Source organism: Thiobacillus thiophilus (assembly GCF_055378705.1).
Genome location: NZ_AP042404.1, coordinates 1,396,180 through 1,420,794 on the forward strand (window position 1 = coordinate 1,396,180; position 24,615 = coordinate 1,420,794).

The 24,615-nt window shown below is 55.6% G+C and carries 28 protein-coding genes and 2 pseudogenes; 10 read left to right on the top strand and 20 right to left on the bottom strand.

Annotated elements, in window-relative coordinates:
* Window positions 1-27: 27 nt before the first annotated feature.
* The 3 genes from ACZ41T_RS06895 to ACZ41T_RS06905 form a co-directional block, all read right to left on the bottom strand.
* Entirely contained in the window at window positions 28-636 is a 609-nt protein-coding gene (locus ACZ41T_RS06895; protein ID WP_464923936.1) for a Vat family streptogramin A O-acetyltransferase, read from the bottom strand.
* A 120-nt stretch (window positions 637-756) separates the two neighbouring features.
* A complete protein-coding gene (locus ACZ41T_RS06900; RefSeq protein ID WP_464923734.1) occupies window positions 757-1,071 on the bottom strand; it encodes a helix-turn-helix domain-containing protein in 315 nt (104 codons plus the stop codon).
* A complete protein-coding gene (locus ACZ41T_RS06905) occupies window positions 1,055-1,342 on the bottom strand; it encodes a type II toxin-antitoxin system RelE/ParE family toxin (RefSeq protein ID WP_464923735.1) in 288 nt (95 codons plus the stop codon). The genes ACZ41T_RS06900 and ACZ41T_RS06905 overlap by 17 nt, the downstream gene beginning before the upstream one ends.
* Window positions 1,343-1,496: 154 nt before the next feature.
* Here ACZ41T_RS06905 and ACZ41T_RS06910 point away from each other — a divergent pair.
* Together ACZ41T_RS06910 and ACZ41T_RS06915 are read left to right on the top strand one after the other, a co-directional pair.
* Window positions 1,497-2,661 (top strand): annotated as a pseudogene (locus ACZ41T_RS06910) (IS3 family transposase).
* Window positions 2,662-2,750: 89 nt separating this feature from the next.
* Window positions 2,751-3,856, top strand: a protein-coding gene (locus tag ACZ41T_RS06915; protein ID WP_464921223.1) for an IS3 family transposase whose coding sequence is annotated in 2 segments (ribosomal slippage) — window positions 2,751-3,009 and window positions 3,009-3,856 — 1,107 coding nt in all. Because the reading frame shifts where the segments join, the coding sequence is not laid out codon by codon here.
* A 136-nt stretch (window positions 3,857-3,992) separates the two neighbouring features.
* Here the strand turns inward: ACZ41T_RS06915 and ACZ41T_RS06920 are convergent.
* From ACZ41T_RS06920 to ACZ41T_RS06930, 3 genes are all read right to left on the bottom strand, one after another.
* Complete coding sequence (locus ACZ41T_RS06920; protein WP_464923736.1) at window positions 3,993-4,550, bottom strand: M15 family metallopeptidase; 558 nt, start codon at window positions 4,548-4,550, stop codon at window positions 3,993-3,995.
* Window positions 4,551-4,576: 26 nt separating this feature from the next.
* Entirely contained in the window at window positions 4,577-5,074 is a 498-nt protein-coding gene (locus tag ACZ41T_RS06925) for a GNAT family N-acetyltransferase (protein ID WP_464923737.1), read from the bottom strand.
* Between the two features lie 103 nt (window positions 5,075-5,177).
* On the bottom strand, window positions 5,178-6,500 hold the full coding sequence (locus ACZ41T_RS06930) for a hypothetical protein (protein WP_464923738.1): 1,323 nt from the start codon (window positions 6,498-6,500) through the stop codon (window positions 5,178-5,180).
* 143 nt (window positions 6,501-6,643) lie between these two features.
* Between ACZ41T_RS06930 and ACZ41T_RS06935 the strand changes: the two genes are divergently transcribed.
* Window positions 6,644-8,194 (top strand): transposase, encoded by a 1,551-nt coding sequence (locus tag ACZ41T_RS06935; protein ID WP_464921023.1) that lies wholly within the window; start codon window positions 6,644-6,646, stop codon window positions 8,192-8,194.
* 245 nt (window positions 8,195-8,439) lie between these two features.
* Here the strand turns inward: ACZ41T_RS06935 and ACZ41T_RS06940 are convergent, their stop codons facing one another.
* Entirely contained in the window at window positions 8,440-8,883 is a 444-nt protein-coding gene (locus ACZ41T_RS06940) for a hypothetical protein (RefSeq protein WP_464923739.1), read from the bottom strand.
* 155 nt (window positions 8,884-9,038) lie between these two features.
* On the opposite strand from ACZ41T_RS06940, the gene ACZ41T_RS06945 reads away from it, so the two are divergent.
* Window positions 9,039-10,589 (top strand): transposase, encoded by a 1,551-nt coding sequence (locus ACZ41T_RS06945; protein WP_464921023.1) that lies wholly within the window; start codon window positions 9,039-9,041, stop codon window positions 10,587-10,589.
* Between the two features lie 233 nt (window positions 10,590-10,822).
* Here the strand turns inward: ACZ41T_RS06945 and ACZ41T_RS06950 are convergent, their stop codons facing one another.
* The 5 genes from ACZ41T_RS06950 to ACZ41T_RS06970 form a co-directional block, all read right to left on the bottom strand.
* Window positions 10,823-11,218 carry a GNAT family N-acetyltransferase gene (locus ACZ41T_RS06950; RefSeq protein ID WP_464923740.1) on the bottom strand — a complete coding sequence of 132 codons (396 nt, stop codon included), beginning with the start codon at window positions 11,216-11,218 and terminating at the stop codon, window positions 10,823-10,825.
* Between the two features lie 200 nt (window positions 11,219-11,418).
* Window positions 11,419-12,006, bottom strand: a complete 588-nt coding sequence (locus ACZ41T_RS06955; protein WP_464923741.1) for a sterol desaturase family protein — start codon at window positions 12,004-12,006, stop codon at window positions 11,419-11,421.
* A gap of 35 nt (window positions 12,007-12,041) precedes the next feature.
* Window positions 12,042-12,602 carry a restriction endonuclease gene (locus tag ACZ41T_RS06960; RefSeq protein ID WP_464923742.1) on the bottom strand — a complete coding sequence of 187 codons (561 nt, stop codon included), beginning with the start codon at window positions 12,600-12,602 and terminating at the stop codon, window positions 12,042-12,044.
* Between the two features lie 220 nt (window positions 12,603-12,822).
* Window positions 12,823-13,113: an antibiotic biosynthesis monooxygenase family protein gene (locus tag ACZ41T_RS06965; RefSeq protein WP_464923743.1), complete on the bottom strand. Its 291-nt coding sequence runs from the start codon at window positions 13,111-13,113 to the stop codon at window positions 12,823-12,825.
* A 364-nt stretch (window positions 13,114-13,477) separates the two neighbouring features.
* Window positions 13,478-13,873 carry a tautomerase family protein gene (locus ACZ41T_RS06970; RefSeq protein WP_464923744.1) on the bottom strand — a complete coding sequence of 132 codons (396 nt, stop codon included), beginning with the start codon at window positions 13,871-13,873 and terminating at the stop codon, window positions 13,478-13,480.
* A 133-nt stretch (window positions 13,874-14,006) separates the two neighbouring features.
* Here ACZ41T_RS06970 and ACZ41T_RS06975 point away from each other — a divergent pair, with 133 nt between their 5' ends.
* Window positions 14,007-15,557, top strand: coding sequence for a transposase (locus tag ACZ41T_RS06975; RefSeq protein WP_464921023.1), 1,551 nt, complete (start codon window positions 14,007-14,009; stop codon window positions 15,555-15,557).
* Between the two features lie 235 nt (window positions 15,558-15,792).
* Here the strand turns inward: ACZ41T_RS06975 and ACZ41T_RS06980 are convergent, their stop codons facing one another.
* From ACZ41T_RS06980 to ACZ41T_RS07005, 6 genes and pseudogenes are all read right to left on the bottom strand, one after another.
* Window positions 15,793-16,059: a Txe/YoeB family addiction module toxin gene (locus ACZ41T_RS06980; protein WP_464923745.1), complete on the bottom strand. Its 267-nt coding sequence runs from the start codon at window positions 16,057-16,059 to the stop codon at window positions 15,793-15,795.
* The gene (locus ACZ41T_RS06985) at window positions 16,053-16,295 is read right to left on the bottom strand and encodes a type II toxin-antitoxin system Phd/YefM family antitoxin (protein ID WP_464923746.1); all 243 of its coding nucleotides are present in this window, start codon (window positions 16,293-16,295) and stop codon (window positions 16,053-16,055) included. The genes ACZ41T_RS06980 and ACZ41T_RS06985 overlap by 7 nt, the downstream gene beginning before the upstream one ends.
* Window positions 16,296-16,390: 95 nt before the next feature.
* Window positions 16,391-16,513, bottom strand: a pseudogene (locus ACZ41T_RS06990) (IS3 family transposase); the annotation flags it as partial.
* A 78-nt stretch (window positions 16,514-16,591) separates the two neighbouring features.
* Window positions 16,592-17,350: a hypothetical protein gene (locus ACZ41T_RS06995; protein WP_464923747.1), complete on the bottom strand. Its 759-nt coding sequence runs from the start codon at window positions 17,348-17,350 to the stop codon at window positions 16,592-16,594.
* 68 nt (window positions 17,351-17,418) lie between these two features.
* Window positions 17,419-17,889 (bottom strand): hypothetical protein, encoded by a 471-nt coding sequence (locus ACZ41T_RS07000; RefSeq protein WP_464923748.1) that lies wholly within the window; start codon window positions 17,887-17,889, stop codon window positions 17,419-17,421.
* Window positions 17,890-18,006: 117 nt separating this feature from the next.
* Window positions 18,007-18,600 (bottom strand): NAD(P)H-dependent oxidoreductase, encoded by a 594-nt coding sequence (locus ACZ41T_RS07005; protein WP_464923749.1) that lies wholly within the window; start codon window positions 18,598-18,600, stop codon window positions 18,007-18,009.
* Window positions 18,601-19,202: 602 nt separating this feature from the next.
* Between ACZ41T_RS07005 and ACZ41T_RS07010 the strand changes: the two genes are divergently transcribed.
* Window positions 19,203-20,753, top strand: coding sequence for a transposase (locus ACZ41T_RS07010; protein ID WP_464921023.1), 1,551 nt, complete (start codon window positions 19,203-19,205; stop codon window positions 20,751-20,753).
* A 223-nt stretch (window positions 20,754-20,976) separates the two neighbouring features.
* On the opposite strand, the gene ACZ41T_RS07015 is transcribed toward ACZ41T_RS07010, so the two are convergent.
* Window positions 20,977-21,609: a hypothetical protein gene (locus ACZ41T_RS07015; protein WP_464923750.1), complete on the bottom strand. Its 633-nt coding sequence runs from the start codon at window positions 21,607-21,609 to the stop codon at window positions 20,977-20,979.
* Window positions 21,610-21,697: 88 nt separating this feature from the next.
* Here ACZ41T_RS07015 and ACZ41T_RS07020 point away from each other — a divergent pair, with 88 nt between their 5' ends.
* A complete protein-coding gene (locus ACZ41T_RS07020) occupies window positions 21,698-21,910 on the top strand; it encodes a hypothetical protein (RefSeq protein WP_464923751.1) in 213 nt (70 codons plus the stop codon).
* Between the two features lie 68 nt (window positions 21,911-21,978).
* Here the strand turns inward: ACZ41T_RS07020 and ACZ41T_RS07025 are convergent, their stop codons facing one another.
* A complete protein-coding gene (locus tag ACZ41T_RS07025) occupies window positions 21,979-22,458 on the bottom strand; it encodes a hypothetical protein (RefSeq protein WP_464923752.1) in 480 nt (159 codons plus the stop codon).
* Window positions 22,459-22,590: 132 nt separating this feature from the next.
* Here ACZ41T_RS07025 and ACZ41T_RS07030 point away from each other — a divergent pair, with 132 nt between their 5' ends.
* Genes ACZ41T_RS07030 through ACZ41T_RS07040 form a run of 3 tightly spaced genes read left to right on the top strand, consistent with a single transcriptional unit; the run spans window position 22,591 to window position 24,532 of the window.
* Window positions 22,591-23,574: an integron integrase gene (locus ACZ41T_RS07030; RefSeq protein WP_464923937.1), complete on the top strand. Its 984-nt coding sequence runs from the start codon at window positions 22,591-22,593 to the stop codon at window positions 23,572-23,574.
* A complete protein-coding gene (gene tadA, locus ACZ41T_RS07035; protein ID WP_464923753.1) occupies window positions 23,571-24,041 on the top strand; it encodes a tRNA adenosine(34) deaminase TadA in 471 nt (156 codons plus the stop codon). Before ACZ41T_RS07030 ends, tadA begins: the two co-directional genes overlap by 4 nt.
* Entirely contained in the window at window positions 24,038-24,532 is a 495-nt protein-coding gene (locus ACZ41T_RS07040; RefSeq protein WP_464923754.1) for a L,D-transpeptidase family protein, read from the top strand. Before tadA ends, ACZ41T_RS07040 begins: the two co-directional genes overlap by 4 nt.
* Window positions 24,533-24,615 lie beyond the last annotated feature (83 nt).

Here is a 24,615-nt window from a genome sequence, read left to right on the forward strand (position 1 = left end):
GGGATGACGGTCGGCTGCAGCGAAATGTTAGACATTGGCCGCGGACTCGCGCAAGGCTTCAATGTCACCGGACACAATTTGTTCCATGTGCTCCGTGACCTTCTCAATGGGCCAGTCCCACCACGCCATTTCATTGAGCCTTGCCACCGACTCGGGCGGGAAGCGCTGCTTGATGGGCTTGGCTGGGTTGCCGCCAACGATGGTATAAGGCGGAACATCGGACACGACGACAGAGCGCGAAGACACAATGGCCCCATTGCCAATTTTGACCCCAGGCATGATGAGCGCCTCGTAGCCGATCCAGACATCATTGCCGACGATGGTGTCACCCTTGAACGGCAGGTCGCCAGGTGCGGGCATGACCTTTTCCCAGCCGTTGCCGAAGATTTGGAACGGGTACGTGGATATGCCGGAAAGTTTGTGATTCGCGCCGTTCATGATGAATTTGGCGCCGCGGGCGATGGCGCAAAACTTGCCAATGACCAATTTGTCGCCGATGAACGGGAAGTGATAGAGGACGTTGCGCTCGAAGTTTTCCGAGTCCTCGGGATCGTCGTAGTATGTGTAGTCGCCAATGACGATATTAGGGTTCTGCACGGTGTTCTTGATGAAACACACCTGCGGAAATCCCTCCATTGGGTGTTTGGTTTCTGGGTTGGGACCGCGCAAATGTTCCTCCAATATCTAACGTCGCCATTGAGCCGCGCCGACAGGTGTCGGCTCAAATGGCTTGTTATGCCCCCTGTTGGCCATGCGCTATTTGCCAGCTACTGCCAGCAATGCTTTTGGATTGGTATGTGCAATTGTGAGCAGAGTACGAGCAGCACCGCTGGGCTGCTTGCGACCTTGTTCCCAGCCCTGAAGCGTGCGCACGGACACACCAAGCAGCTTGGCGAACTGCGATTGCGATAATCCCGTACGTTCGCGGGCTTCGGTCGCGGGTGACAGGACAACCTGAGTCTTTCCAGCTTTCATTTGCCGCACGGACTCAAGTAACTCGGCGGCAAGGTCGCGCTTGGCCTCATAGGCCCGAAGCCTTGCACCAGTAAGCGGTTTAGTTTTCGAGGACACGACGGATTTCCTTTAGTTTAGGACCGGTAATGTTGTCTGTCTTGGCCTTCGCATACATAAGTAAAAGTACGACTTCTTCCTCGACGGTACGCGTGAAGTAGATGACGCGAACACCCCCGGATTTACCAGTGCCAGCCCGCCGCCAGCGGACCTTTCGAATACCGCCGGAATGGGGCACCACGTCTCCGGCGCTGGGAAACTCGGCGATGTATACTGCGAACTCGCCTCGCTCTTCCTCGCTCCAGTAAAGCGGCCATTGCTTCTGGAACATGGAAGTTTCAACAACCGTGAACATTACACAACTATACGCCCCAGGCGTACAGTTGTCCAGTAGGTCGATTCATGGGGCATAACGTTAAGAAGTGGCTCCGCAAATCTGCACAGCGCTATAAGTGGAAACTCCGGGCATGATGCTGGGCTGGAAGATGCCTGGCGAGAAGGAGTTTTTGATGGTCAAGAAATCGGCGCGGCGCACCCGCCGCATCCACAATCCGGCGTTCAAGGCGCGCGTAGCGCTGGCAGCGCTGCGCGAAGACAAGACGATGGCCGAGCTGTGCCGCGAGTTCGAGTTGCACCCCAACCAGATTGCCGAATGGAAGAAGCAATTTCTTGAACGCGCCGCCGACGTCTTCGGCGCGGGCACGGAAGCCACCGAGCCGGTCGATCTGGTTCCGCTACACGCCAAGATCGGACAGCTGGCGCTGGAGAACGATTTTTTAGAACGCGCGCTCACCAAAGCGGGATTGCTGAACGCAAAGCCATGATCGACCGTGACCACACCCTCAGCGTCAGCCGCCAGGCTGCGTTGCTGGGCATCAGCCGGGGATCGGTGTACTACCTGCCCAGGCCCGTCTCCGAAGCCGACCTGGCGCTGATGCGCCGGATCGACGAACGGCATCTGGAACACCCCTTCATGGGCGCACGGATGCTGCGTCGTCAGTTGCGGCAGACAGGCGTGAAGGTCGGTCGCCGCCACGTTGGCAGGCTCATGAAGAAGATGGGCATCACTGCACTTGCGCCCCAGCCGGGCACCAGCCAGCGTGCGCCGGGGAACAAGATTTACCCGTATCTGCTGCGCAAGCTTGCCGTCGTCCGCTCCAATCAGGTGTGGGCGCTGGACACCACCTACATTCCGATGGCGCGCGGCTTCGTCTACCTCACCGCCGTGGTCGACGTGGCCAGCCGCCGGGTGTTGGCACACAAGGTGGCAATCACGCTGGAAGCGTGCCACGCACGGGAGGTGATCGATGCGGCCTTTGCCCGCTACGGCACGCCTGAAATCGTCAACACCGATCAGGGCAGTCAGCTCACCGCCGAGACGTTCACTGAGGCGGTGCTGGCTCAGGGTTGCAAGTTGTCGATGGATGGGCGCGGCGCGTGGCGGGACAACGTGTTCGTCGAGCGCGTATGGCGCAGCGTGAAGTACGAGCGGGTGTACCTGAAGGCCTACGACAGCGTCAGCGCCGCGCGTGCCGACATTGCCGATACATCGACTGCTACAACACGGGCAGGCCGCATTCGAGTCTGAGTGACGCCACGTCCGAACAAGCCTATATGGACTGGCTGCCGAAGCTGGCCGAGGCTGCGTAGAATGAAGTTTTCGGTGCGCCCCCGACGTCCCCCCAGTTTGAGTAGCACGTAGCTTTAGAGTCCAATCCCACTGACGAAGGAGATTGGACATGAAGAAGCGTTTCACGGAAGAGCGGATCATTGGATTCCTGCGGGAGGCGGAAGCGGGCCTGCCGATCAAGGAGCTGTGTCGCCGGCACGGTTTCTCTGAAGCCAGCTACTACCTCTGGCGCAGCAAGTTCGGCGGCATGAACGTGTCTGACGCCAAGCGCCTGAAGGAACTGGAGACCGAAAACACCCGCCTGAAGAAGCTGCTTGCCGAAGCGATGCTGGAGAACGAGGTCACGCGTGAGGCGCTCCGAAAAAAGTGGTGAAGGCACCGGCACGCCGCGAACTGGTGCGCCACCTGGCAGGCCACGGATTGAGCGAACGGCATGCCCTGCGCGTCGTCGGCATGAGTGCCAGTGCCTATCGCTACCAACCCGCGCCAGACCAAAACCAGGACCTGCGCGATCGAATCGTGGCACTGGCGCATCGGCATCGCCGCTATGGCGCTGGCATGATCTACCTGAAATTGCGCCAGGCCGGGATGCCGGTGAATCACAAGCGTGTCGAACGGCTCTATGCCGAAGCGGGCCTCCAGGTACGGCGTCGCCGGCGCAAAAAGGTGCCGGTGGCGGATCGACAGCCGTTGGGACGCCCCCTGTCCGCCAACCAGGTCTGGTCGATGGATTTCGTGTTCGATCGGACGGCCGAAGGACGCGTCATCAAGTGCCTGACGGTCGTGGACGACGCCACGCACGAAGCCGTGGCCGTCGTGCCCGAGCGTGCCATTGGTGGCCACGCGCTGACGCGCATTCTGGACCGGCTGGCCCTGGAGCGTGGATTGCCGCAGGCGATCCGCACCGACAACGGCAAGGAATTCTGTGGCCGAGTAATGCTGACGTGGGCGCAAGCGCGCAGTGTGAGGTTGTTTCTGATCGAGCCCGGCAAGCCAAACCAGAACGCTTACATCGAGTCGTTCAACGGTCGCCTGCGCGACGAATGCCTGAACGAGCACTGGTTCGTCAGCTTGGCCCACGCCCGTGCGGTGATCGAGGCATGGCGGCGCGAGTACAACGAGGAGAGGCCGAAGAAATCGCTGGGTGGCCTGACACCGTCGGCCTACGCCAAGAAACTGGCCGACAAATCGGCTACATTAACCCCCGGACTCTAAAGCCGAGTGCTACTGAAAACCGGGGGGACGTCGCCCCGCGTTGCCCGACATCCACGGAAACAACGACGCACCTTTAACCCGCCAGAGTTCCACTTATAAATCGGGGAATGTTGTTCAGACAAGCGGGGCCACTTCTTTAAGTTAAGGGGCTGTCGCGCTTTTGCGGCAGTCCCGCTTGAACGAGGGGTTGGGCGTCGCTAAAACACCAGTGCCACGGTTCGTATTGATAACCCCATGGATTGCCAGTTGGATAAGAGAGATCATAGCCGAATTCGGCGGCGTGTTCAGTGAGCCAAACATATGCAACGGATTGATCGAACTCGATTTCGAGAGCGCGGCTACCGGGAGTTGAGAGATCGACGGCTCGCCCAGTGTGGTGTTCGCTAAAGCCTGGTGGTGCGCAGACGGTGAGAATACTTTCAACCGCCACCCCAGTTTCAAGTTTTCGTCGAACTATCTCAGCTTGCCGATCAATGCTACGAAAGGCGGAGACGATGAATAGATTGATGCCGTCAACGAGCGCCGCAGCCTTGAGGAGCCGCCATGCTTTGGCGGCCGAAGGTGCAAGCAAATGATCTCGACCATCCGCTCCAACTTCAGCAACTTCAAGCGTCGTAGCTTCCTCGCATTCGCGTAAGCCACGGGCCGTTATCAATTCGCTAGAAATTCCAAGTGCGGAGAGATGCATGTTCATAAGGGTTTATACGCCCAACGTAAAGCTCAGCCGCGCCGTTTTGTGGCGTCGATTGGAGCGTCTTGTTGGGCGCTGATCCGGTAGCTATAACCGTGGCGCTCAAAGCCCAGCGACTCGTAAAATGAATGTGCGGTCTCACGCTTTAGATTGGAGGAAAGGGCTATCTTGTAACAGCCCTTTTCACTACACAACAGGAAAGCGTGTTTCATCATTAACTTACCCACACTCCGACCCTGCCACTCGGGATCAACTGCAACATCCTCGATCACTCCAGAGGGTGTACCCATATGCCCCAGATTGTCCATAATTAAAAGAGTGAATGTGCCGACGACCTGTCCTTCACAGAACGCGATGTAGATTGTGTAATTAGGGTAACGCGCGATGCGTTCAAAAAGCTGCTCAGCCTCTGATATGGGAAGCACATTTCCATTATCGAAATCAGGTTGTGCATACAGACGGAGCACTGCGGGGATATCCGCTTTAGACGCTTCACGGCAGGAAATAGATGTCATATGCTTTGTCATACTTACGCCCAACGTCTGAAATCAGCGGCGTGCGGCTTTTTGCGCGTCCGCTGGAGTGAGTTGTTAGGCAAAAATAAATCTGTTCCCTTTATTACCTGGACTGCTATTTCCCCAGCGAATCGCACTTGGCCGGCCGACCGATGTAGACGTCGGCCCATTCAATGTCGTCCCCGTACTTGTTCCGGAAGCCGTCCCGTGCGTCGTTCACATAGATGTACCCGGCACCGATGCCGGTGGGATTGTTTTCATACGAGGTATTAATAACGATTTTCTCCGGACAGTCGGTCCCCCCACTGGGTGCGCAGCTACGGTGGTAACTGCCGTCGCAGCAGCGGTAGAGGTCGCTCACGCCGTCGTAAGTCTTGGTCCAGGCATGGTAAAGATTGCTGGCGTAATTCGACTTGTCCGCCCCCGGCGCACGACTATCGCGGGAGTGGGGAACCGTGGTCGAATCGGCGACCTTGACCACCCACTGAAATTCTCCCGGTGCCGACGACGCTATGGATTCGCTGCTGTAGCAGCCTTCGTCCCAGAGCAGCTTCTCGTCCTTGCACTGCTTGCTGCGGTAGGGTTGTTCCAGGATATACAGAATATGACCGGTGTTCTTGCGGGCGGTACAGTTGCCATCCTGGTCACGGGCGGTGCATTTGGCCAAAGTGATGGTGCGGCCATCCTTGCAACTGTCGGTTTCGTCACCGAAATTCTCTGCGTGCTTATAAACGATGACGTCCCCACGTTTGGCGTTCTCCAGATGCTTCACCTGCCCCCAACAAATATTGTTGCCTTCGACGTCCGTCTGGGTGGCCTCGGTAAAGCTGTTGGATGCATCGGCAAATGCATCGGCGAAATCGGCCGCCAGGGGACGACCGCAACTATAATTGGCGGTCTCCTGGACCTTGGTGTAAAGCGGCTTGGCAATCCCCTGCAGCACGTAATAGCCGACGAACCCCGAGCAGTCAAGGAACAGGTTGTAGGATTCGACCGTGCCATCCGCAAAGGGGAAGGTCTCGATGCCGGGGACCAAGGAGAAGTTGTTATCCCGGTTGTGAGCGTAGCCGGTATTGTCAAGATGAGTGAGGATGTCGTCCACCCGGCTGTAGAGTTTTTGTCGGATGGTCGGATCGTCGCTGGGAGGTTCTGGTAACAGCGGGAAGTCGAGGACATCGGAGGCCGCGGCCTGATCGCATGTTCCTTGGTAAAAAGCCATCAGCTCACAGTTGTGGGTGAAAGTGGTCACGCCGTCGTCAAACTGGGCGACCTCCTGATACTGGCAGGTCTGACCGGCGTTAATGATAACTCCCCCTTGCTCAAGGCAGTAGACTCTGGCCTTCTCCTGTTCGCTCGGGTCGTCTCCCGCGCAGGCAACCAGCGTCGCCAGCGCCAGCACTGCCAGTAATCCCACTGCCTTGAGAACCATCGTCTTCATCTTATCCTCCTTCATTGCTTTATTGATAGGTCAGCCTAACGAGGCTGTATAAAAAGCCCCTAAAAATAATCATTCCCGCATCTTGCCCCAGCCTCCCGCCTGCATCAACATCGCTGCATTGATTTTGTGATGGCACAGACCGCATGGCGCGCTACAAGCATATCGACACCAGCCCCCGTTTCCTTGCCGTCGACCTGCAACGGCAACTGCTTCCCGGTACTTTCGAGCACGCGCTCAATCACCTCATCGACCACGAGCTGGACCTGTCCAGCTTCGATGCCCGCTTCAACAACGACGCGACCGGTGCGGCGGCTTATCCGCCTGCCATGCTGCTCAAGGTCGTGCTGTTTGCCTACAGCCAGGGCATTATTTCCAGTCGCAACATTGAAGCAGTCTGCCGTGACCACGTCACCTTCATCGCCCTGTCAGGCGACACCCAGCCCCACTTCACCACGATTGCCGGATTTGTCTCGAAGCTTGCCGACGACATCGCCCGCGTCTTCACCCAAATCCTCTACCTGTGCGACCGGCAGGGTTTGATCGGACGCGAGATGTTTGCCATCGACGGCGTCAAGCTGCCCAGCAACGCCAGCAAACAGAAGAGCGGCACCCGTGCCGACTTCGAGCACCAGGCCACCAAGCTCGAAGCCGCTGCCCGCGTCATGCTCGAACGGCATCGGGAAGAGGACAGCAAACCGGTCGAGGCCGACCTCAGACAGAAAGAAGTCCAGCGCATCAGCCGCCTGCAAACCGATGCCGCCCAACTGCGTCAATGGCTCACCGCTCATCCCGATGATCGCAAGGGCAGCAAAGGCACGATACGGAAGAGCAACCGCACCGACAACGAATCCGCCAAGATGGCGACCAGCAAAGGCGTCATCCAGGGTTATACGGGTGTGGCCGCCGTCGATGCCCGTCACCAGATCATCGTGGACGCGCAGGCCCACGGTACCGGCAGCGAACAGGAACTGCTGGTACCGGTGGTCAAAGCCATCCAGGTCGCATTGAATGATGCTCCACTCATCACCCCGGCCAGCCTCATCACAGCGGACGCGGGTTACCACTCAGAAGCCAACCTTAAGCAACTTACTGAACTGGAAGTGGACGCCTTGATTGCCGACAACGGTATGCGGCAACGCGATCCACGCTTCAAGGATCAGGACAAACACAAGCAGGCCCCCGATCCTCTGCACGACAAATCCGGCCAGAAGAAAGAGAAGAAGCCGACTGCTGTTTATCGCCCCGCAGACTTTCGCTATGACATGGACGCGCAGACCTGCGTTTGCCCTGCGGGCAAGACACTCTACGGCAACGGCAGCCATTGCATCATCAATGGTTTCGTTGCCGTCAAATTTCAGGGCGCGCAGCAGGACTGCGTACCGTGCGCACAACGGGATAAGTGTCTACGCACGCCGACCAGGACCAAGACCCGGCAAGTGAGTTTCTTTCAGGGCAAGGCTGACGGCACGGAGTCCTTCACCGACAAGATGAAAGTCCGTATCGATTGCCCGGAAGGACAGGCGCGATACGGACGACGCTTCGCCACGGTGGAACCGGTGTTCGGCAACTTGCGGCACAACAAACAGCTCAACCGCTTCACCTTGCGGGGGCAGAAGAAAGTGGATGCGCAGTGGAAGCTCTACTGCCTGGTGCACAACATCGAGAAGCTGGCGCATCACGGGTATGCGCAGTAGGGACGGGGCGGGCAGCCCGCACTACGTCAATCAGATGCTGCCATGACTGATCGGAACATCCCACCGAATCGGTTCGGTAAGTTGCAAATCATGAATTGAAAACGGCGTGGAAATTCCACGCCGTTTTTTACGTCGCCAATTTGGCTGAAAAGGGGTTTTTCTACAGCGTCAACGTAGAAGTAACCGGCCTGCGCGTCTTTTCGCGCAGGTCCGGTTGACTGCCGGGTTAGGCAGCGCTCACCAAATCAACATGCACCCATAGCTTTACATAAATCTTTAAGTGCTGCGGCTACTCCGCCCCCCGCACCTCCAATAATAGCGATTACGGCTGTTGGGGCTAACCCGGTTTCCGTTGCAATCGCTTCAACGCATGGCCCTTCGCAACCACTACCGATGCACGCGGCCACAGCGGCTCCAATCGCAGCACCTAACGCTGTTTGACAGCTAATACATTTTACGCTGTCGCAGCCAACCAAATCACCATGAGCTTTACCAACACTTGCTGCAACAAGGTGTGCCCGTATATTTGGCGAGATATCGAAAAAAACTTTGTTAAATATTTCTTGATTTGAAATTGCCAATCCATGTTGCGATAACACTTTTCCAGGATTTTTTAAAGCCTCTTTGGCGGCATGCTTATTAGCCAAAACGTTCTCAAAAATCGTAAGTATTTCACCTTGTTCGATCATGGCTATCCCCCTTTTGTGAAATTGAAGTGCGGTAGTCCTTGCCTTGCCTAACGAGGCTGTATAAAAAGCCCCTAAAAATAATCATTCCCGCATCTTGCCCCAGCCTCCCGCCTGCATCAACATCGCTGCATTGATTTTGTGATGGCACAGACCGCATGGCGCGCTACAAGCATATCGACACCAGCCCCCGTTTCCTTGCCGTCGACCTGCAACGGCAACTGCTTCCCGGTACTTTCGAGCACGCGCTCAATCACCTCATCGACCACGAGCTGGACCTGTCCAGCTTCGATGCCCGCTTCAACAACGACGCGACCGGTGCGGCGGCTTATCCGCCTGCCATGCTGCTCAAGGTCGTGCTGTTTGCCTACAGCCAGGGCATTATTTCCAGTCGCAACATTGAAGCAGTCTGCCGTGACCACGTCACCTTCATCGCCCTGTCAGGCGACACCCAGCCCCACTTCACCACGATTGCCGGATTTGTCTCGAAGCTTGCCGACGACATCGCCCGCGTCTTCACCCAAATCCTCTACCTGTGCGACCGGCAGGGTTTGATCGGACGCGAGATGTTTGCCATCGACGGCGTCAAGCTGCCCAGCAACGCCAGCAAACAGAAGAGCGGCACCCGTGCCGACTTCGAGCACCAGGCCACCAAGCTCGAAGCCGCTGCCCGCGTCATGCTCGAACGGCATCGGGAAGAGGACAGCAAACCGGTCGAGGCCGACCTCAGACAGAAAGAAGTCCAGCGCATCAGCCGCCTGCAAACCGATGCCGCCCAACTGCGTCAATGGCTCACCGCTCATCCCGATGATCGCAAGGGCAGCAAAGGCACGATACGGAAGAGCAACCGCACCGACAACGAATCCGCCAAGATGGCGACCAGCAAAGGCGTCATCCAGGGTTATACGGGTGTGGCCGCCGTCGATGCCCGTCACCAGATCATCGTGGACGCGCAGGCCCACGGTACCGGCAGCGAACAGGAACTGCTGGTACCGGTGGTCAAAGCCATCCAGGTCGCATTGAATGATGCTCCACTCATCACCCCGGCCAGCCTCATCACAGCGGACGCGGGTTACCACTCAGAAGCCAACCTTAAGCAACTTACTGAACTGGAAGTGGACGCCTTGATTGCCGACAACGGTATGCGGCAACGCGATCCACGCTTCAAGGATCAGGACAAACACAAGCAGGCCCCCGATCCTCTGCACGACAAATCCGGCCAGAAGAAAGAGAAGAAGCCGACTGCTGTTTATCGCCCCGCAGACTTTCGCTATGACATGGACGCGCAGACCTGCGTTTGCCCTGCGGGCAAGACACTCTACGGCAACGGCAGCCATTGCATCATCAATGGTTTCGTTGCCGTCAAATTTCAGGGCGCGCAGCAGGACTGCGTACCGTGCGCACAACGGGATAAGTGTCTACGCACGCCGACCAGGACCAAGACCCGGCAAGTGAGTTTCTTTCAGGGCAAGGCTGACGGCACGGAGTCCTTCACCGACAAGATGAAAGTCCGTATCGATTGCCCGGAAGGACAGGCGCGATACGGACGACGCTTCGCCACGGTGGAACCGGTGTTCGGCAACTTGCGGCACAACAAACAGCTCAACCGCTTCACCTTGCGGGGGCAGAAGAAAGTGGATGCGCAGTGGAAGCTCTACTGCCTGGTGCACAACATCGAGAAGCTGGCGCATCACGGGTATGCGCAGTAGGGACGGGGCGGGCAGCCCGCACTACGTCAATCAGATGCTGCCATGACTGATCGGAACATCCCACCGAATCGGTTCGGTAAGTTGCAAATCATGAATTGAAAACGGCGTGGAAATTCCACGCCGTTTTTTACGTCGCCAATTTGGCTGAAAAGGGGTTTTTCTACAGCGTCAACGTAAAAGTGAGGGGCTGCGCGCTTTTGCGCAGTCCCGCTCGAATGTAGGGTTGGGCGTCATTAACGCTTCCGCCGAATGACATAGGCGTTGTCTGCCAACGCAAAACCGACCTTGGGGTAATACGCCATCGCACCGGGCGCGGACATCAGGATAAGGGATACCTCTTCTCCAATAATGGACTGGGGGCGTCGAATTAGCTCCCGGCCGATGCCATGCTTCTGATAGGCGACGTCAACTGCAAGATCGGAGAGGTAACAGCAATAGCTGTAGTCCGTCAGCGCCCGACTTACGCCAATTAAGCGGGCTCCGTCCCATACTGAAATGACAACGTTTGCGTTCGCAAACATTTGCGCGATGCGCGGAATATCCTTCGTTGGTCTGCTAATGCCCGATGCCTCGAAGACACGAGCAATTTCGACAGGCTCAAGTGGCTGGTTCTCGCGGTACTCAATCATTCGACATTAATTCCATTATCTAACGCGTGTGACGTGCCGAGTATGACGCCCAACGCTAAGCTTACCGGCAGGTGCGTAGCGGCAGTGGAGCACCTGTCCGAGTAAAGCGCGATGTTGGGCGGCAAACGTCTACACAAGTATGGCGCCTTGCGCCAACCCAGGCCGGGCCAGTTGAAAGAGCTGACCCCACAAGATGCTTACTAAGATGCTCTTCTGTAGCGTGTGCCAAACACTATATCCCACAGTGGCGTTGTAACACCAAAGTTGGTATCGACGTGGTAATGATGGATGTGGTGATTGGCAGCCCAGTTTCGAGCAAAAACATTATGAAAAAGGTGGTGGTGGATGGTGAAATGCCACAACCCATAGATAACGTAGCTTAGAGTAATGGCCCCCGTCAGCAGAAAGGCATACTTCACAGGCATAAGCAATACAAGCACGCCTGTGAGTGCCAGCAGTATCAACGCCGGCAAGAAGAACGGTAATGAATCGTAACCCAACGGATTCTCGTGATGCGCGCGGTGACCCTGTGCCATGATCTGCGCTGATCCGTGAAACAGCCAGCGGTGAAATGAGTATTCAATAAAACTGAAGAGAAAAAGGCCAAGCAGGATAGTTAGAACAACTGCGATGGGACCAAGTTCATTACTCCGTAGGCCTGCAAAGATCAGCACAGCACCAAACGGGATATCGACAGCAAACTCAGCCCAGTAATTCAGCGGCGTCTTAGACAGCATCGATATAGCGTTCAGCAAAGTATCAAGCAGTAGCATGCTTTTTGACTGCATAGTCAAGCTTCCCAGTTGGTCGTATCTTCTCGTTTTCAAATCAAGTATCTGAAGATCAAAGGGGCCAGGCTCGATTTTATCTCCGGGCGCGATGGAGCATAAACCATCATAGCAAAATTAATTCGTGCCTGGCCCCTTTGATTTCCGCCCCAGTCTTCAAACTCAATCAGGTCGCCGGACTGAGGGGTTCGGAACCCAACATCGTAGATGTTTAGCCCTGGTGTGAATCGCTCGACCAGCTCAGGAATTGACGTGTCGGTGGTCTCGCTCAAGATCAGAAGCTGAATCCCGTGACGCTCCGCTACCGGGAAGCAACCCGACTGAAATCCCTGCGACGAAATGAACACGGCCTTGTTCGCGTTCGCGTCTCTCGCCTTAGTGACGAATGCGTCGATCTTCTCCACACTAATCTTCGATGAGTAGTCCTTGCACTCGATGACGGTCAGGTAGCTATGCAATCCGAACTTGAAGCGGATCGTTACGTCGAACTGGCGGCCGGCAATTTCGTCGTTCCACGTTACTACCGCACCCGTTGACTCAACGTGGTGCATTGCAGCGACGAGTCGTTCGAGTCGTTTTCCCGGTGGTGAAGTCATCTGGCGGATTGGGCTGTGAGGTCTAACGTGAAGTTGAAGGGCGCGCCGCTCTTGGCGCGTCCCACTCGTACGCCATGTTATGTTGCGTTGTAATGAAAAAGTAAATAGGGTCGGACACGATATTGAAGTCAATTAATCGTGTCGACCATATTTATACACTATTTATGCGCAGACACGCCTCTTACGAGGTGCACAAGAGCCAACCATCCCGCGTTTGAAACTATGCGTCAACAACTTGGTAGAATATCGGCGTGGGTTTACCATCAAAGAGAGGTTTTACTTGGTCGCCTGCTTCGTCATGGGCGGGGCTGCCATGCATTGCATGGAATGCGGCTTGATCTTTGAACTCAACTATAGCCGCATAATTCCCCCCATCTACAGGATTCAGAAGTCTTCTGCTTACAAAGCCAGTAAATTTGCTGAATGCGTTGCCTGAAGAGGCAAACCATTTTTTAAAATCGGCATCCCTGCCGTCCTTAATTGGTGGAAACGATATGATAACGATAAACATGGATCACCTTCTCCTTTGCGTTAAAAATAACCTCGTTCTGAGTTCAAAACCGTAGGTAAGAATTACTCTATTGACCTCCTTTCGGGCGTGCAATATACACCTTGAAATGTGTATATCTAATCTGATTGCGAGTGCATAACGCAAGCGCTACCTGTTTTAAAAAATCAAATGGGAGCAGACATGCTATTGAAGTCAATTAATCGTGTCTGACCCTATTTATTTAATCCAAAACGGCGTGGAAATTCCACGCCGTTTTTTACGTCGCCAATTTGGCTGAAAAGGGGTTTTTCTACAGCGTCAACGTGGAGCTAAGGGGCTGCGCGCTTTTGCGCAGTCCCGCTTGAGCGTAGGGTTAGAGCGCAAACTACACCTCGACCTTGAAGCCCAACTCAACATCGCAACCTGCTTGCCCACCGCGAATACCCCAATTTTCTTTCGCGATTTCTCGGAGAAGAATTTTCACATGATCTTTGGGGATGCCAAATGGCTCAAGGTTGTTCACTATTGCCTTGTACAAATTTCGCTTTGTCTCAAGTGATCGACCAGCAAACGCATCAATACTGATGTGTGTATAAAAATCCGGTTTCTCACGCGCAGGCGGGTACGCAAAGCGGTGAGGTTCATGCACGACGAGGCGAACATTTTTGTCACCGGGCACAATTTTGAATGCCTCACGCAAAGCAATGTGAACCGCTTCCATGAGAGCAACCTCTTGCTCCTGTGTGTATTGCCGCCGCACTTCGATTAAGACACTTGGCATTCCTACTCCTTTGATGGTTTGCGCTCTAACGAGGCTGTATAAAAAGCCCCTAAAAATAATCATTCCCGCATCTTGCCCCAGCCTCCCGCCTGCATCAACATCGCTGCATTGATTTTGTGATGGCACAGACCGCATGGCGCGCTACAAGCATATCGACACCAGCCCCCGTTTCCTTGCCGTCGACCTGCAACGGCAACTGCTTCCCGGTACTTTCGAGCACGCGCTCAATCACCTCATCGACCACGAGCTGGACCTGTCCAGCTTCGATGCCCGCTTCAACAACGACGCGACCGGTGCGGCGGCTTATCCGCCTGCCATGCTGCTCAAGGTCGTGCTGTTTGCCTACAGCCAGGGCATTATTTCCAGTCGCAACATTGAAGCAGTCTGCCGTGACCACGTCACCTTCATCGCCCTGTCAGGCGACACCCAGCCCCACTTCACCACGATTGCCGGATTTGTCTCGAAGCTTGCCGACGACATCGCCCGCGTCTTCACCCAAATCCTCTACCTGTGCGACCGGCAGGGTTTGATCGGACGCGAGATGTTTGCCATCGACGGCGTCAAGCTGCCCAGCAACGCCAGCAAACAGAAGAGCGGCACCCGTGCCGACTTCGAGCACCAGGCCACCAAGCTCGAAGCCGCTGCCCGCGTCATGCTCGAACGGCATCGGGAAGAGGACAGCAAACCGGTCGAGGCCGACCTCAGACAGAAAGAAGTCCAGCGCATCAGCCGCCTGCAAACCGATGCCGCCCAACTGCGTCAATGGCTCACCGCTCATCCCGATGATCGCAAGGGCAGCAAAGGCACGATACGGAAGAGCAACCGCACCGACAACGAATCCGCCAAGATGGCGACCAGCAAAGGCGTCATCCAGGGTTATACGGGTGTGGCCGCCGTCGATGCCCGTCACCAGATCATCGTGGACGCGCAGGCCCACGGTACCGGCAGCGAACAGGAACTGCTGGTACCGGTGGTCAAAGCCATCCAGGTCGCATTGAATGATGCTCCACTCATCACCCCGGCCAGCCTCATCACAGCGGACGCGGGTTACCACTCAGAAGCCAACCTTAAGCAACTTACTGAACTGGAAGTGGACGCCTTGATTGCCGACAACGGTATGCGGCAACGCGATCCACGCTTCAAGGATCAGGACAAACACAAGCAGGCCCCCGATCCTCTGCACGACAAATCCGGCCAGAAGAAAGAGAAGAAGCCGACTGCTGTTTATCGCCCCGCAGACTTTCGCTATGACATGGACGCGCAGACCTGCGTTTGCCCTGCGGGCAAGACACTCTACGGCAACGGCAGCCATTGCATCATCAATGGTTTCGTTGCCGTCAAATTTCAGGGCGCGCAGCAGGACTGCGTACCGTGCGCACAACGGGATAAGTGTCTACGCACGCCGACCAGGACCAAGACCCGGCAAGTGAGTTTCTTTCAGGGCAAGGCTGACGGCACGGAGTCCTTCACCGACAAGATGAAAGTCCGTATCGATTGCCCGGAAGGACAGGCGCGATACGGACGACGCTTCGCCACGGTGGAACCGGTGTTCGGCAACTTGCGGCACAACAAACAGCTCAACCGCTTCACCTTGCGGGGGCAGAAGAAAGTGGATGCGCAGTGGAAGCTCTACTGCCTGGTGCACAACATCGAGAAGCTGGCGCATCACGGGTATGCGCAGTAGGGACGGGGCGGGCAGCCCGCACTACGTCAATCAGATGCTGCCATGACTGATCGGAACATCCCACCGAATCGGTTCGGTAAGTTGCAAATCATGAATTGAAAACGGCGTGGAAATTCCACGCCGTTTTTTACGTCGCCAATTTGGCTGAAAAGGGGTTTTTCTACAGCGTCAACGTGGAATTGAGGGGCTGCGCGCTTTTGCGCAGTCCCACTCGAATGTTGGGTTGGGCCGCTGCTCACTCATAGTGCGTCCACATACGCAGGATGCGAACCGTTCTTTCTTTGGTAAAGACTTCGTACACGATGTGGTGCTGAATATTAATGCGGCGAGAGTATGCGCCGGCAAGATCACCGACCAACTTCTTGAAGGGTGGTGGATTCTGAAATGGGTCGATGGCAAGAACTGCGAGCAGTTCTTGCGCCTTTGGCTTAAGACCGCTTGCAGCAAGCTTCTTTGCATCTTTCATTGCTTGCTTGGTGTAAACAACTTCCCAACCTACCACTTAAATTCCTTCGAGCTTTTTGCGAGGGGCTCAGCCATCCCTGTCTTTATGGACTCACGCATGCCAGGCACGGCCAGAAGGTACAAGGTTTCTTGAATTGCGCTCCAATCTTCCACGGAGAGCAGCACGGCACTGCTGCGTTTTCCAGAAATGATGATTGGCTCATGAGACTCTACTGTTTGATCTATCAGCCGGTACAGATTTGCACGAGCTTCGCTGGCGGTAAGTGTGTTCATTTCGCGCTCCTTCAAAGAGGCTAAAAATGTACGGTATTGCGTACGTTCTGTCAAGTGACTATGCGAGCCAACAAGAGGCACAATGCCTGAATTCAGCCGATCTTGACTGCGATCGATTCAATGGCAGCCCACTGCGATGGATGATCCTTGCGGCATTCGGTGACCAGGCGCACGGCACGTTCGCGGACTTCAGGGGAATACTTTACGGGTTTCTTCATGGCTCCATCTTCTCAAGAGTTGGAGCCTCCACAAAATCCGGGGCGGTTCATTAACTGGCTTCAATATCGTGTCTGACCCTATTTATTCCGCCGGCCTTGCGCGGCTTTATGCGCAAGGTCCGGTGGAATGATGGGTTGGGCGGCCAGCAGCAATGTTTCCTCGACGTACTTGGCGCCTTTAGGAGAAAGCGTAACGCTGTCGACTTCCCTGTCCCATTCGACGAAACGATCACTGTGAAGTTTGGATAGCACCTTGGACTTGAAAACGCCAGGGTTGGAATATTCGATCCAAGCCACGAGATCTTCGGTTAGCACAGTGCCCTCTTGGGCAGAATACAGAAGTAGTAGGGCTTGGTCTTTCGCAATTAGGCCGTCTCTCAATACGCGTCGTTTTCCGGCCACTTCCCAAACATCCGGAAGCTGGCGAATGGCCAGCGCGTCCACGATGTCTTGTGCTTCTTCGAGCGAGAGATGGTGGTGAATTCGAATGAGTTCGCAAATGATCCAATCAGCGGTTCTACCAATCAATGCGGCGTCGATCGCATTTGGGTCAACGTCTCCGCCGATGTGACCAATACCTCGTGTGTTTCGCATTGTGTAGAGAAACACCAACGCGCGGGGTAGGACTACCTTCTCAGAATCGGTGATTGTCGTAGCAGTCGAACTGGAAACAATTCGCCGGCACTCGTCGGCAAAGTTAGCGATCTTCTTCCCGAAAGGTGTGTGTTGGCCGAAAGCGCGTTCTTGGAGCAAGCGTATCCCGGCCTCGCAGAGCTTCCCGGCGCTGAGGCCGGCTGCGTCATGTCTTGATTCGGAAAGATGAGTCTTCAGTTCCAAATAGGATGAGACTATATGCTTTCGGATTGCGGCGGGAATCCCGTTCAGTGCCTGGTTTAGCATTACCGTCAGGCGTTCGTATAGACGTATTGGTTATCAGAATTCTTGGCGCGCGATAGCTGACGATCCCGAACCATTCTGCCGAGTTTCCCTGATATTTCATTTGGCTTAATTCGACGAGCCAAATTGATTTCACAGTGTGCGCAAATATCCCCGATGGAGCGTGGTTGTTTGAAATAGCCTTCCTCGAAAATCTTTACCAACGTAGCGACTGCCCCGTTACCACTCGATGTTCTCTTCTTGGTGCTTGCCCCATCATCAGCTTTCGGGGACGGCTTGGTGCGCGCCTTGCGCTTCGACTTCATTGCCTTCGCTGGAGTATCAATTTCTTGCCGTGGTGCCGCCGCACCCTGAGCGAGACCAGCGCCGGCAAATATAAGCTCGACAAGACGGAGTTGAACTGCCTCGGACTTGAACTTGTTGATAATCTCGGCCAACTCGGTCAGATGCGTTTTTGTGGTTTCAAAGTCTTTGAACACTTCATGCTCCTTTGAGTAATTGATAGGACGCCCAACGTGTTAGCTCAGGGGCGCGGAGCCGGCTTGCCGGCGTAGCGTCCCTCTGGAGCGGCGGGTTAGCCAGCAAATTGGATAGATCTACGACCATTTAGCAAGCCCTCGTTGAATACGCGAACAGAATGCCTCAACCTTTTTTGAAGAAAGGTGTTCTGCCTTATAGAGCGACAACATCTCGAACCGGCATGCGGGCGCACAAGTGCCAAGGAGTGCCGTTTTCAACACCCGTTTCACAGGCTGCCACAACAGCAGGCGGTCTACCCACCACGGTGAGCCAAGCGACGTAATAGCAAGTGCTCGCCGCAAGTTGTGAAGCCTTGGCTTGATTGGGCCAAGATCGGTGGCGTGGTCGTAGGCAATGCCAGGAGCCCAGATACGGTCGAACCACCCCTTCAGGATGGCGGGAAAGCCAAACCACCAAGTAGGAAACACCAGAACGAGGGCTTCAGCCGAAAGCAGTCGCTCAATCTGTGATTGAGTGGCTGAGGAATCAAACGGAGGATCGTAATAGCTTTGGCGTTCGCTGACAGTAAGCGAAGGCGAGAATTCGGTATCGTAGAGATTTTCGACTTGTACTTCGTGTCCGGATTCGGTCAACGCTTGGATAGCGGATCGGGCCAAGGAATGGCACAGGCTGTCGGCAATTGGATGGGCGACTACGACAAGACACTTCATGTTGAAAATGGCCTACGTGATACGGTGCTCATGCTGGCTAACATAGAGCTAACCGGCGGCGCTTTAGCGCCGTCCAGCGACCGAAGGGAGCGAGGTTGAGCGCCGGGTTATGCCTTGGCGCTAGCAACGAAGTGTAAGACCCAACCCCTTTCGGGGATGGGAATGAAGCTAGCTGAAGAACAGCGTGAACAGAAGGACGGTGAGATGTACCAACTGCTTGTAGCTGATTTTCAGTTTGAGAGATAGCTCGATCATGGCAATTACCCATGTAGAGCGGTCTCACAGCGCTGCTCGACCGCACACGAAATGTGGCCGGGCTTTGGTAGTTACTGGCATTGCAAGTGTCGGTTTTTCGTGCGCCAACACGATTCCGATTTGCGCCATTGGCTACCTGACGGCGTGGTTGCCACCGCGCCGGGGACGACAAGGATCGAGTTTTGCTGTTGGCGCAGCAAGTTCGCTCGGCTTCCTTGGCTTCCCGAAATTGATTAGGCATAACGAGGCTGTATAAAAAGCCCCTAAAAATAATCATTCCCGCATCTTGCCCCAGCCTCCCGCCTGCATCAACATCGCTGCATTGATTTTGTGATGGCACAGACCGCATGGCGCGCTACAAGCATATCGACACCAGCCCCCGTTTCCTTGCCGTCGACCTGCAACGGCAACTGCTTCCCGGTACTTTCGAGCACGCGCTCAATCACCTCATCGACCACGAGCTGGACCTGTCCAGCTTCGATGCCCGCTTCAACAACGACGCGACCGGTGCGGCGGCTTATCCGCCTGCCATGCTGCTCAAGGTCGTGCTGTTTGCCTACAGCCAGGGCATTATTTCCAGTCGCAACATTGAAGCAGTCTGCCGTGACCACGTCACCTTCATCGCCCTGTCAGGCGACACCCAGCCCCACTTCACCACGATTGCCGGATTTGTCTCGAAGCTTGCCGACGACATCGCCCGCGTCTTCACCCAAATCCTCTACCTGTGCGACCGGCAGGGTTTGATCGGACGCGAGATGTTTGCCATCGACGGCGTCAAGCTGCCCAGCAACGCCAGCAAACAGAAGAGCGGCACCCGTGCCGACTTCGAGCACCAGGCCACCAAGCTCGAAGCCGCTGCCCGCGTCATGCTCGAACGGCATCGGGAAGAGGACAGCAAACCGGTCGAGGCCGACCTCAGACAGAAAGAAGTCCAGCGCATCAGCCGCCTGCAAACCGATGCCGCCCAACTGCGTCAATGGCTCACCGCTCATCCCGATGATCGCAAGGGCAGCAAAGGCACGATACGGAAGAGCAACCGCACCGACAACGAATCCGCCAAGATGGCGACCAGCAAAGGCGTCATCCAGGGTTATACGGGTGTGGCCGCCGTCGATGCCCGTCACCAGATCATCGTGGACGCGCAGGCCCACGGTACCGGCAGCGAACAGGAACTGCTGGTACCGGTGGTCAAAGCCATCCAGGTCGCATTGAATGATGCTCCACTCATCACCCCGGCCAGCCTCATCACAGCGGACGCGGGTTACCACTCAGAAGCCAACCTTAAGCAACTTACTGAACTGGAAGTGGACGCCTTGATTGCCGACAACGGTATGCGGCAACGCGATCCACGCTTCAAGGATCAGGACAAACACAAGCAGGCCCCCGATCCTCTGCACGACAAATCCGGCCAGAAGAAAGAGAAGAAGCCGACTGCTGTTTATCGCCCCGCAGACTTTCGCTATGACATGGACGCGCAGACCTGCGTTTGCCCTGCGGGCAAGACACTCTACGGCAACGGCAGCCATTGCATCATCAATGGTTTCGTTGCCGTCAAATTTCAGGGCGCGCAGCAGGACTGCGTACCGTGCGCACAACGGGATAAGTGTCTACGCACGCCGACCAGGACCAAGACCCGGCAAGTGAGTTTCTTTCAGGGCAAGGCTGACGGCACGGAGTCCTTCACCGACAAGATGAAAGTCCGTATCGATTGCCCGGAAGGACAGGCGCGATACGGACGACGCTTCGCCACGGTGGAACCGGTGTTCGGCAACTTGCGGCACAACAAACAGCTCAACCGCTTCACCTTGCGGGGGCAGAAGAAAGTGGATGCGCAGTGGAAGCTCTACTGCCTGGTGCACAACATCGAGAAGCTGGCGCATCACGGGTATGCGCAGTAGGGACGGGGCGGGCAGCCCGCACTACGTCAATCAGATGCTGCCATGACTGATCGGAACATCCCACCGAATCGGTTCGGTAAGTTGCAAATCATGAATTGAAAACGGCGTGGAAATTCCACGCCGTTTTTTACGTCGCCAATTTGGCTGAAAAGGGGTTTTTCTACAGCGTCAACGTAAAAGTGAGGGGCTGCGCGTTTTTGCGCAGTCCCTCTCGACTGACGGGTTATGCGGCATTTGGTGCACTATGCCCCATGCGAATTGCCATATCACGCTGTGACGACGAAAGCGCTGGCCAAATTGTGTGGACATGGCTGAGGCTCATGCTTCGTAGGTCGTTTTGATACTTGTTCCGTTTGAGATTGATCTTGAAGAAGGACGGGCTGTGGTCAATTTTGTTACTCCGAAGACGCCAGAGAACGACGAATGCGAACTTTGGAGAAAGATATTTGTTTTTTCTGTAATACAGGAGTGCGTTGGAAAGTATTTCATTTTTTTCCGCAATTGCGAGCTTTTCAAGTGCGCGCATACATGACTCCAGCCGCATTTGCTGCATGAGGCGTTCGAGTTTTTTCTTTGCGTCACTTTCGGAAAGTCGGCGACCACTTTCGAAAACGGAAAGTCCAAACTTCAAAATGCACTGTGAGCCAACCCAAAGAGTTTTATGGGTCAGGCTGTTTCGTATTTCAAAGTGATAACGAAGAGCTTCTTGCTCACAAAGTTGACATGTTTCAATCGGTTGCTCGTGATCTTCCGTTCGTTCGGTAAAAGACCATTCCTCAAAAGCCTCTGGCAACGTACTTCCAACTGACAGTGGAAGTATGTTGTCTCGGACGCGCTGAGGATAAGTGCTCATCATTTCTCCCTATGCCGCATAACGCTTGAATTAAGGGGAAGCCGCTTGCGGCTTTCCCGCTTGAATGAAATGTTCGGCAACGGAGGTGGCAATGGAACAGGAATTGCAGAAGATTGACGCCAAAAAGCGATATGCAGACGACATCGGCGAAGTGCGAGTGATGGGATTCGTTGAGAACTATGTTGTGTTCCGTCGCAAAGGCGCGTGTCCTTCGCTGGACACACTCAACGGATTCGCAAAGCGGTTCCGCGAGGTGCCGAACGTGGAGCTAAGGGGCTGCGCGCTTTTGCGCAGTCCCGCTTGAGCGAATTGTTAGGGCGAGGCTTTAGTGCAATATTCATTTGCAAGATATATTTCCGTATGTTCTTAAAGCTAGTTATCCCAGTCCTTGTATCTGAACATGCGATCATTTAGTAGATCGAAAAGAATTCTCAATCCTTTTTGAGCGAAGATCATTCCATTAGAAAACGCAGCCCCGCCCAGAATCACAATTGAGAATATAGGGATGCTTAGCCATAGGGGTAATGACTCAATTTCTTTGCCACCTAGGATGCTAAGGGCAACGTATCTAAGTGCTATTGCAATTAGCACCAGAATACTTCCGTGCACCAACCTTTCTGCCGCAAATAGCAACCTATCTGACAAATGTTTGTCTTTGATTTTGTCTGAGAACGAAAAACAAATTGCCGCAATGCCTAGAAAAATTGCAAATGCACCATTAAAAATATCATTCGATGGCTGTTTAAAACTTATATAGTTAAAAAAACCCCATATCATAACCACGTAAATAGTAATGTTCAGTACCAGATTGAATACTGGTTTATACAATGGCGGCGCGTCTGGCAGACTCATATCTTTATAGCCCTAACGTGCAATATACACCTTAGAAGGTGTATATATAGCTTCAAACAAGGTGTATAAAGCCGGCATGTGTTTCATGATCTGTTTGATTTGTATGACTTCCCGTTATCAATAGGGGGATATATGCCGCCAGCAGACACACCTTTCGTCCCTGCCCCCAAACTGCTCGACCAAGTGCGTGACCGGATTCGGGTCAAGCACTACAGCATCCGTACAGAAACGCAATATGTTCAATGGATTAGACGCTTTATTCTGTTCCACGGCAAGCGTCACCCGCGCGACCTCTCCGCGCCGGAAGTTGAAGCGTTTCTGACGCATCTGGCGGTGGAGGGCAATGTGGCGGCGGCGACGCAGAATCAGGCTTTGTCGGCGTTGCTTTTTCTGTACCGCGAGGTGCTGGGTATCGAGTTGCCCTGGCTGGACAAGGTGACACGCGCCAAGCGCCCGCGGCATTTGCCAGTGGTGTTGACGCGCGACGAGGTGCGGGCGGTGCTGGGCAAAATGGAGGGAGTGTACGGCCTGCTGGCGCGGCTGCTTTATGGAACGGGGATGCGGCTGATGGAGGTGATCCGGTTGCGGGTGAAGGATGTGGAATTCACGCGTGGCGAGATCGTGGTGCGCGATGGCAAGGGGGCTAAAGATCGGGTGACGATGCTGCCCGAATCGGTGAAGGCCGATTTGCTCGCGCATCTGGCATGGCGGCGCGAATTGTTCGAGCGGGATTTACAGGCAGGCAAGGCCTCGGTTTACCTGCCGGATGCACTGGCGCGCAAGTACCCGAATGCGCCGACGGAGTGGGGCTGGCAGTATGTATTTCCATCCGGCAGTTATTCGATCGACCCGCGCAGTGGCGAGGAGCGGCGGCATCATCTGGACGAAAAGCTGCTGCAACGGGCGATGAAGCGGGCGGTGCAGGCGGCGGGCCTGGTCAAGCCGGCAACGCCGCACACGCTACGACACTCGTTCGCCACGCATCTGCTGGAGCGCGGACAGGATATCCGAACGATCCAGGAGCTGCTGGGCCACAAGGATGTGGCGACGACGATGGTTTATACGCACGTCATGAACAAGGGTGGGCTTGGGGTGACAAGCCCGCTGGACTTATGACAGACGAGGATTACATGCGCGCTGCGCTCGAACTGGCCCAGCAGGGCTGGGACGCGGGCGAGGTGCCGGTGGGGGCGCTGGTGGTGTGCGGCGGGGAAATCGTCGGACAGGGATACAACCAGCCGATTTCCAGCCACGACCCGACGGCGCATGCCGAGGTGATGGCGCTGCGCGATGCGTCAGCGCGCCTGGGCAACTATCGGCTGGTGGGCTGCACCCTGTATGTGACGATGGAGCCGTGCGTGATGTGCGCGGGGGCGATTCTGCATGCGCGGGTGGCGCGGGTGGTGTACGGTGCGCGCGAATACAAGACGGGCGCGCACGGCAGCATCATCGATGTGTTTGCCGAGCCGCGCCTGAACTACCATTGTGAAATCGTCGGCGGGGTGCTGGCGGACGAATGCGCGGCGATGATCTCGGGCTTTTTCGAGGCGCGCCGGCAGCAGAAGAAGGAAGCGATGCCATGAGCGGCCTGATGATCGAGGTGGATATCCGCCTGCAGCAGTTATACCTGTGGGAGCCTTTTCCGGATGGCGACATGTTGATCCGCCAGTATCCGGTTTCCACCGCGGCCAACGGCGCGGGAGAGCAGACCGGCAGCTATTGCACGCCGCGCGGGCGACACCGTATTGCGGAGAAGATCGGTGCGGGCGCGCCGCTGTGTGCGGCATTCAAGTCGCGCGAATGGACCGGGGAAATCTGGACGCCGGAACTGGACGCCGAAAACCCGGGGCGCGACTGGATCCTGACCCGCATTCTGTGGCTGGAAGGGCTGGAGCCGGGCAAGAACCAGGGCGGCACGGTGGACACCCGCAACCGCTATATCTATATCCACGGCACCCACGAGGAACACAGGATCGGCACCCCGGCGTCGCACGGCTGCATCCGCATGAAGAATGCGGATGTGGCGGAACTGTTCGATCTGGTGAAAGTGGGAACCGAGGTCAGGATTTCGTAGCGATCAACCCGGGGTGATCCTCAGGGCGAGAGGCTTTGGGTAGGGTGCACTCCGTGCACCTTCGGGCGTCATTCGGTGTACAG

Coding starts and splice junctions, on each gene's coding strand:
- ACZ41T_RS06945 (WP_464921023.1), top strand. CDS start 9,039: ATGGCGCGCTACAAGCATATCGACACCAGCCCCCGTTTCCTTGCCGTC.
- ACZ41T_RS06960 (WP_464923742.1), bottom strand. CDS start 12,602: ATGACTTCACCACCGGGAAAACGACTCGAACGACTCGTCGCTGCAATG.
- ACZ41T_RS06965 (WP_464923743.1), bottom strand. CDS start 13,113: ATGTTTATCGTTATCATATCGTTTCCACCAATTAAGGACGGCAGGGAT.
- ACZ41T_RS06925 (WP_464923737.1), bottom strand. CDS start 5,074: ATGACAAAGCATATGACATCTATTTCCTGCCGTGAAGCGTCTAAAGCG.
- ACZ41T_RS06895 (WP_464923936.1), bottom strand. CDS start 636: ATGGAGGGATTTCCGCAGGTGTGTTTCATCAAGAACACCGTGCAGAAC.
- ACZ41T_RS07020 (WP_464923751.1), top strand. CDS start 21,698: ATGGAACAGGAATTGCAGAAGATTGACGCCAAAAAGCGATATGCAGAC.
- ACZ41T_RS07025 (WP_464923752.1), bottom strand. CDS start 22,458: ATGAGTCTGCCAGACGCGCCGCCATTGTATAAACCAGTATTCAATCTG.
- ACZ41T_RS06930 (WP_464923738.1), bottom strand. CDS start 6,500: ATGAAGACGATGGTTCTCAAGGCAGTGGGATTACTGGCAGTGCTGGCG.
- ACZ41T_RS06985 (WP_464923746.1), bottom strand. CDS start 16,295: ATGAACACACTTACCGCCAGCGAAGCTCGTGCAAATCTGTACCGGCTG.
- tadA (WP_464923753.1), top strand. CDS start 23,571: ATGACAGACGAGGATTACATGCGCGCTGCGCTCGAACTGGCCCAGCAG.
- ACZ41T_RS07010 (WP_464921023.1), top strand. CDS start 19,203: ATGGCGCGCTACAAGCATATCGACACCAGCCCCCGTTTCCTTGCCGTC.
- ACZ41T_RS06950 (WP_464923740.1), bottom strand. CDS start 11,218: ATGATTGAGTACCGCGAGAACCAGCCACTTGAGCCTGTCGAAATTGCT.
- ACZ41T_RS06935 (WP_464921023.1), top strand. CDS start 6,644: ATGGCGCGCTACAAGCATATCGACACCAGCCCCCGTTTCCTTGCCGTC.
- ACZ41T_RS06975 (WP_464921023.1), top strand. CDS start 14,007: ATGGCGCGCTACAAGCATATCGACACCAGCCCCCGTTTCCTTGCCGTC.
- ACZ41T_RS07015 (WP_464923750.1), bottom strand. CDS start 21,609: ATGATGAGCACTTATCCTCAGCGCGTCCGAGACAACATACTTCCACTG.
- ACZ41T_RS07040 (WP_464923754.1), top strand. CDS start 24,038: ATGAGCGGCCTGATGATCGAGGTGGATATCCGCCTGCAGCAGTTATAC.
- ACZ41T_RS07005 (WP_464923749.1), bottom strand. CDS start 18,600: ATGAAGTGTCTTGTCGTAGTCGCCCATCCAATTGCCGACAGCCTGTGC.
- ACZ41T_RS06905 (WP_464923735.1), bottom strand. CDS start 1,342: ATGTTCCAGAAGCAATGGCCGCTTTACTGGAGCGAGGAAGAGCGAGGC.
- ACZ41T_RS07030 (WP_464923937.1), top strand. CDS start 22,591: ATGCCGCCAGCAGACACACCTTTCGTCCCTGCCCCCAAACTGCTCGAC.
- ACZ41T_RS06920 (WP_464923736.1), bottom strand. CDS start 4,550: ATGAACATGCATCTCTCCGCACTTGGAATTTCTAGCGAATTGATAACG.
- ACZ41T_RS06940 (WP_464923739.1), bottom strand. CDS start 8,883: ATGATCGAACAAGGTGAAATACTTACGATTTTTGAGAACGTTTTGGCT.
- ACZ41T_RS06955 (WP_464923741.1), bottom strand. CDS start 12,006: ATGCAGTCAAAAAGCATGCTACTGCTTGATACTTTGCTGAACGCTATA.
- ACZ41T_RS06970 (WP_464923744.1), bottom strand. CDS start 13,873: ATGCCAAGTGTCTTAATCGAAGTGCGGCGGCAATACACACAGGAGCAA.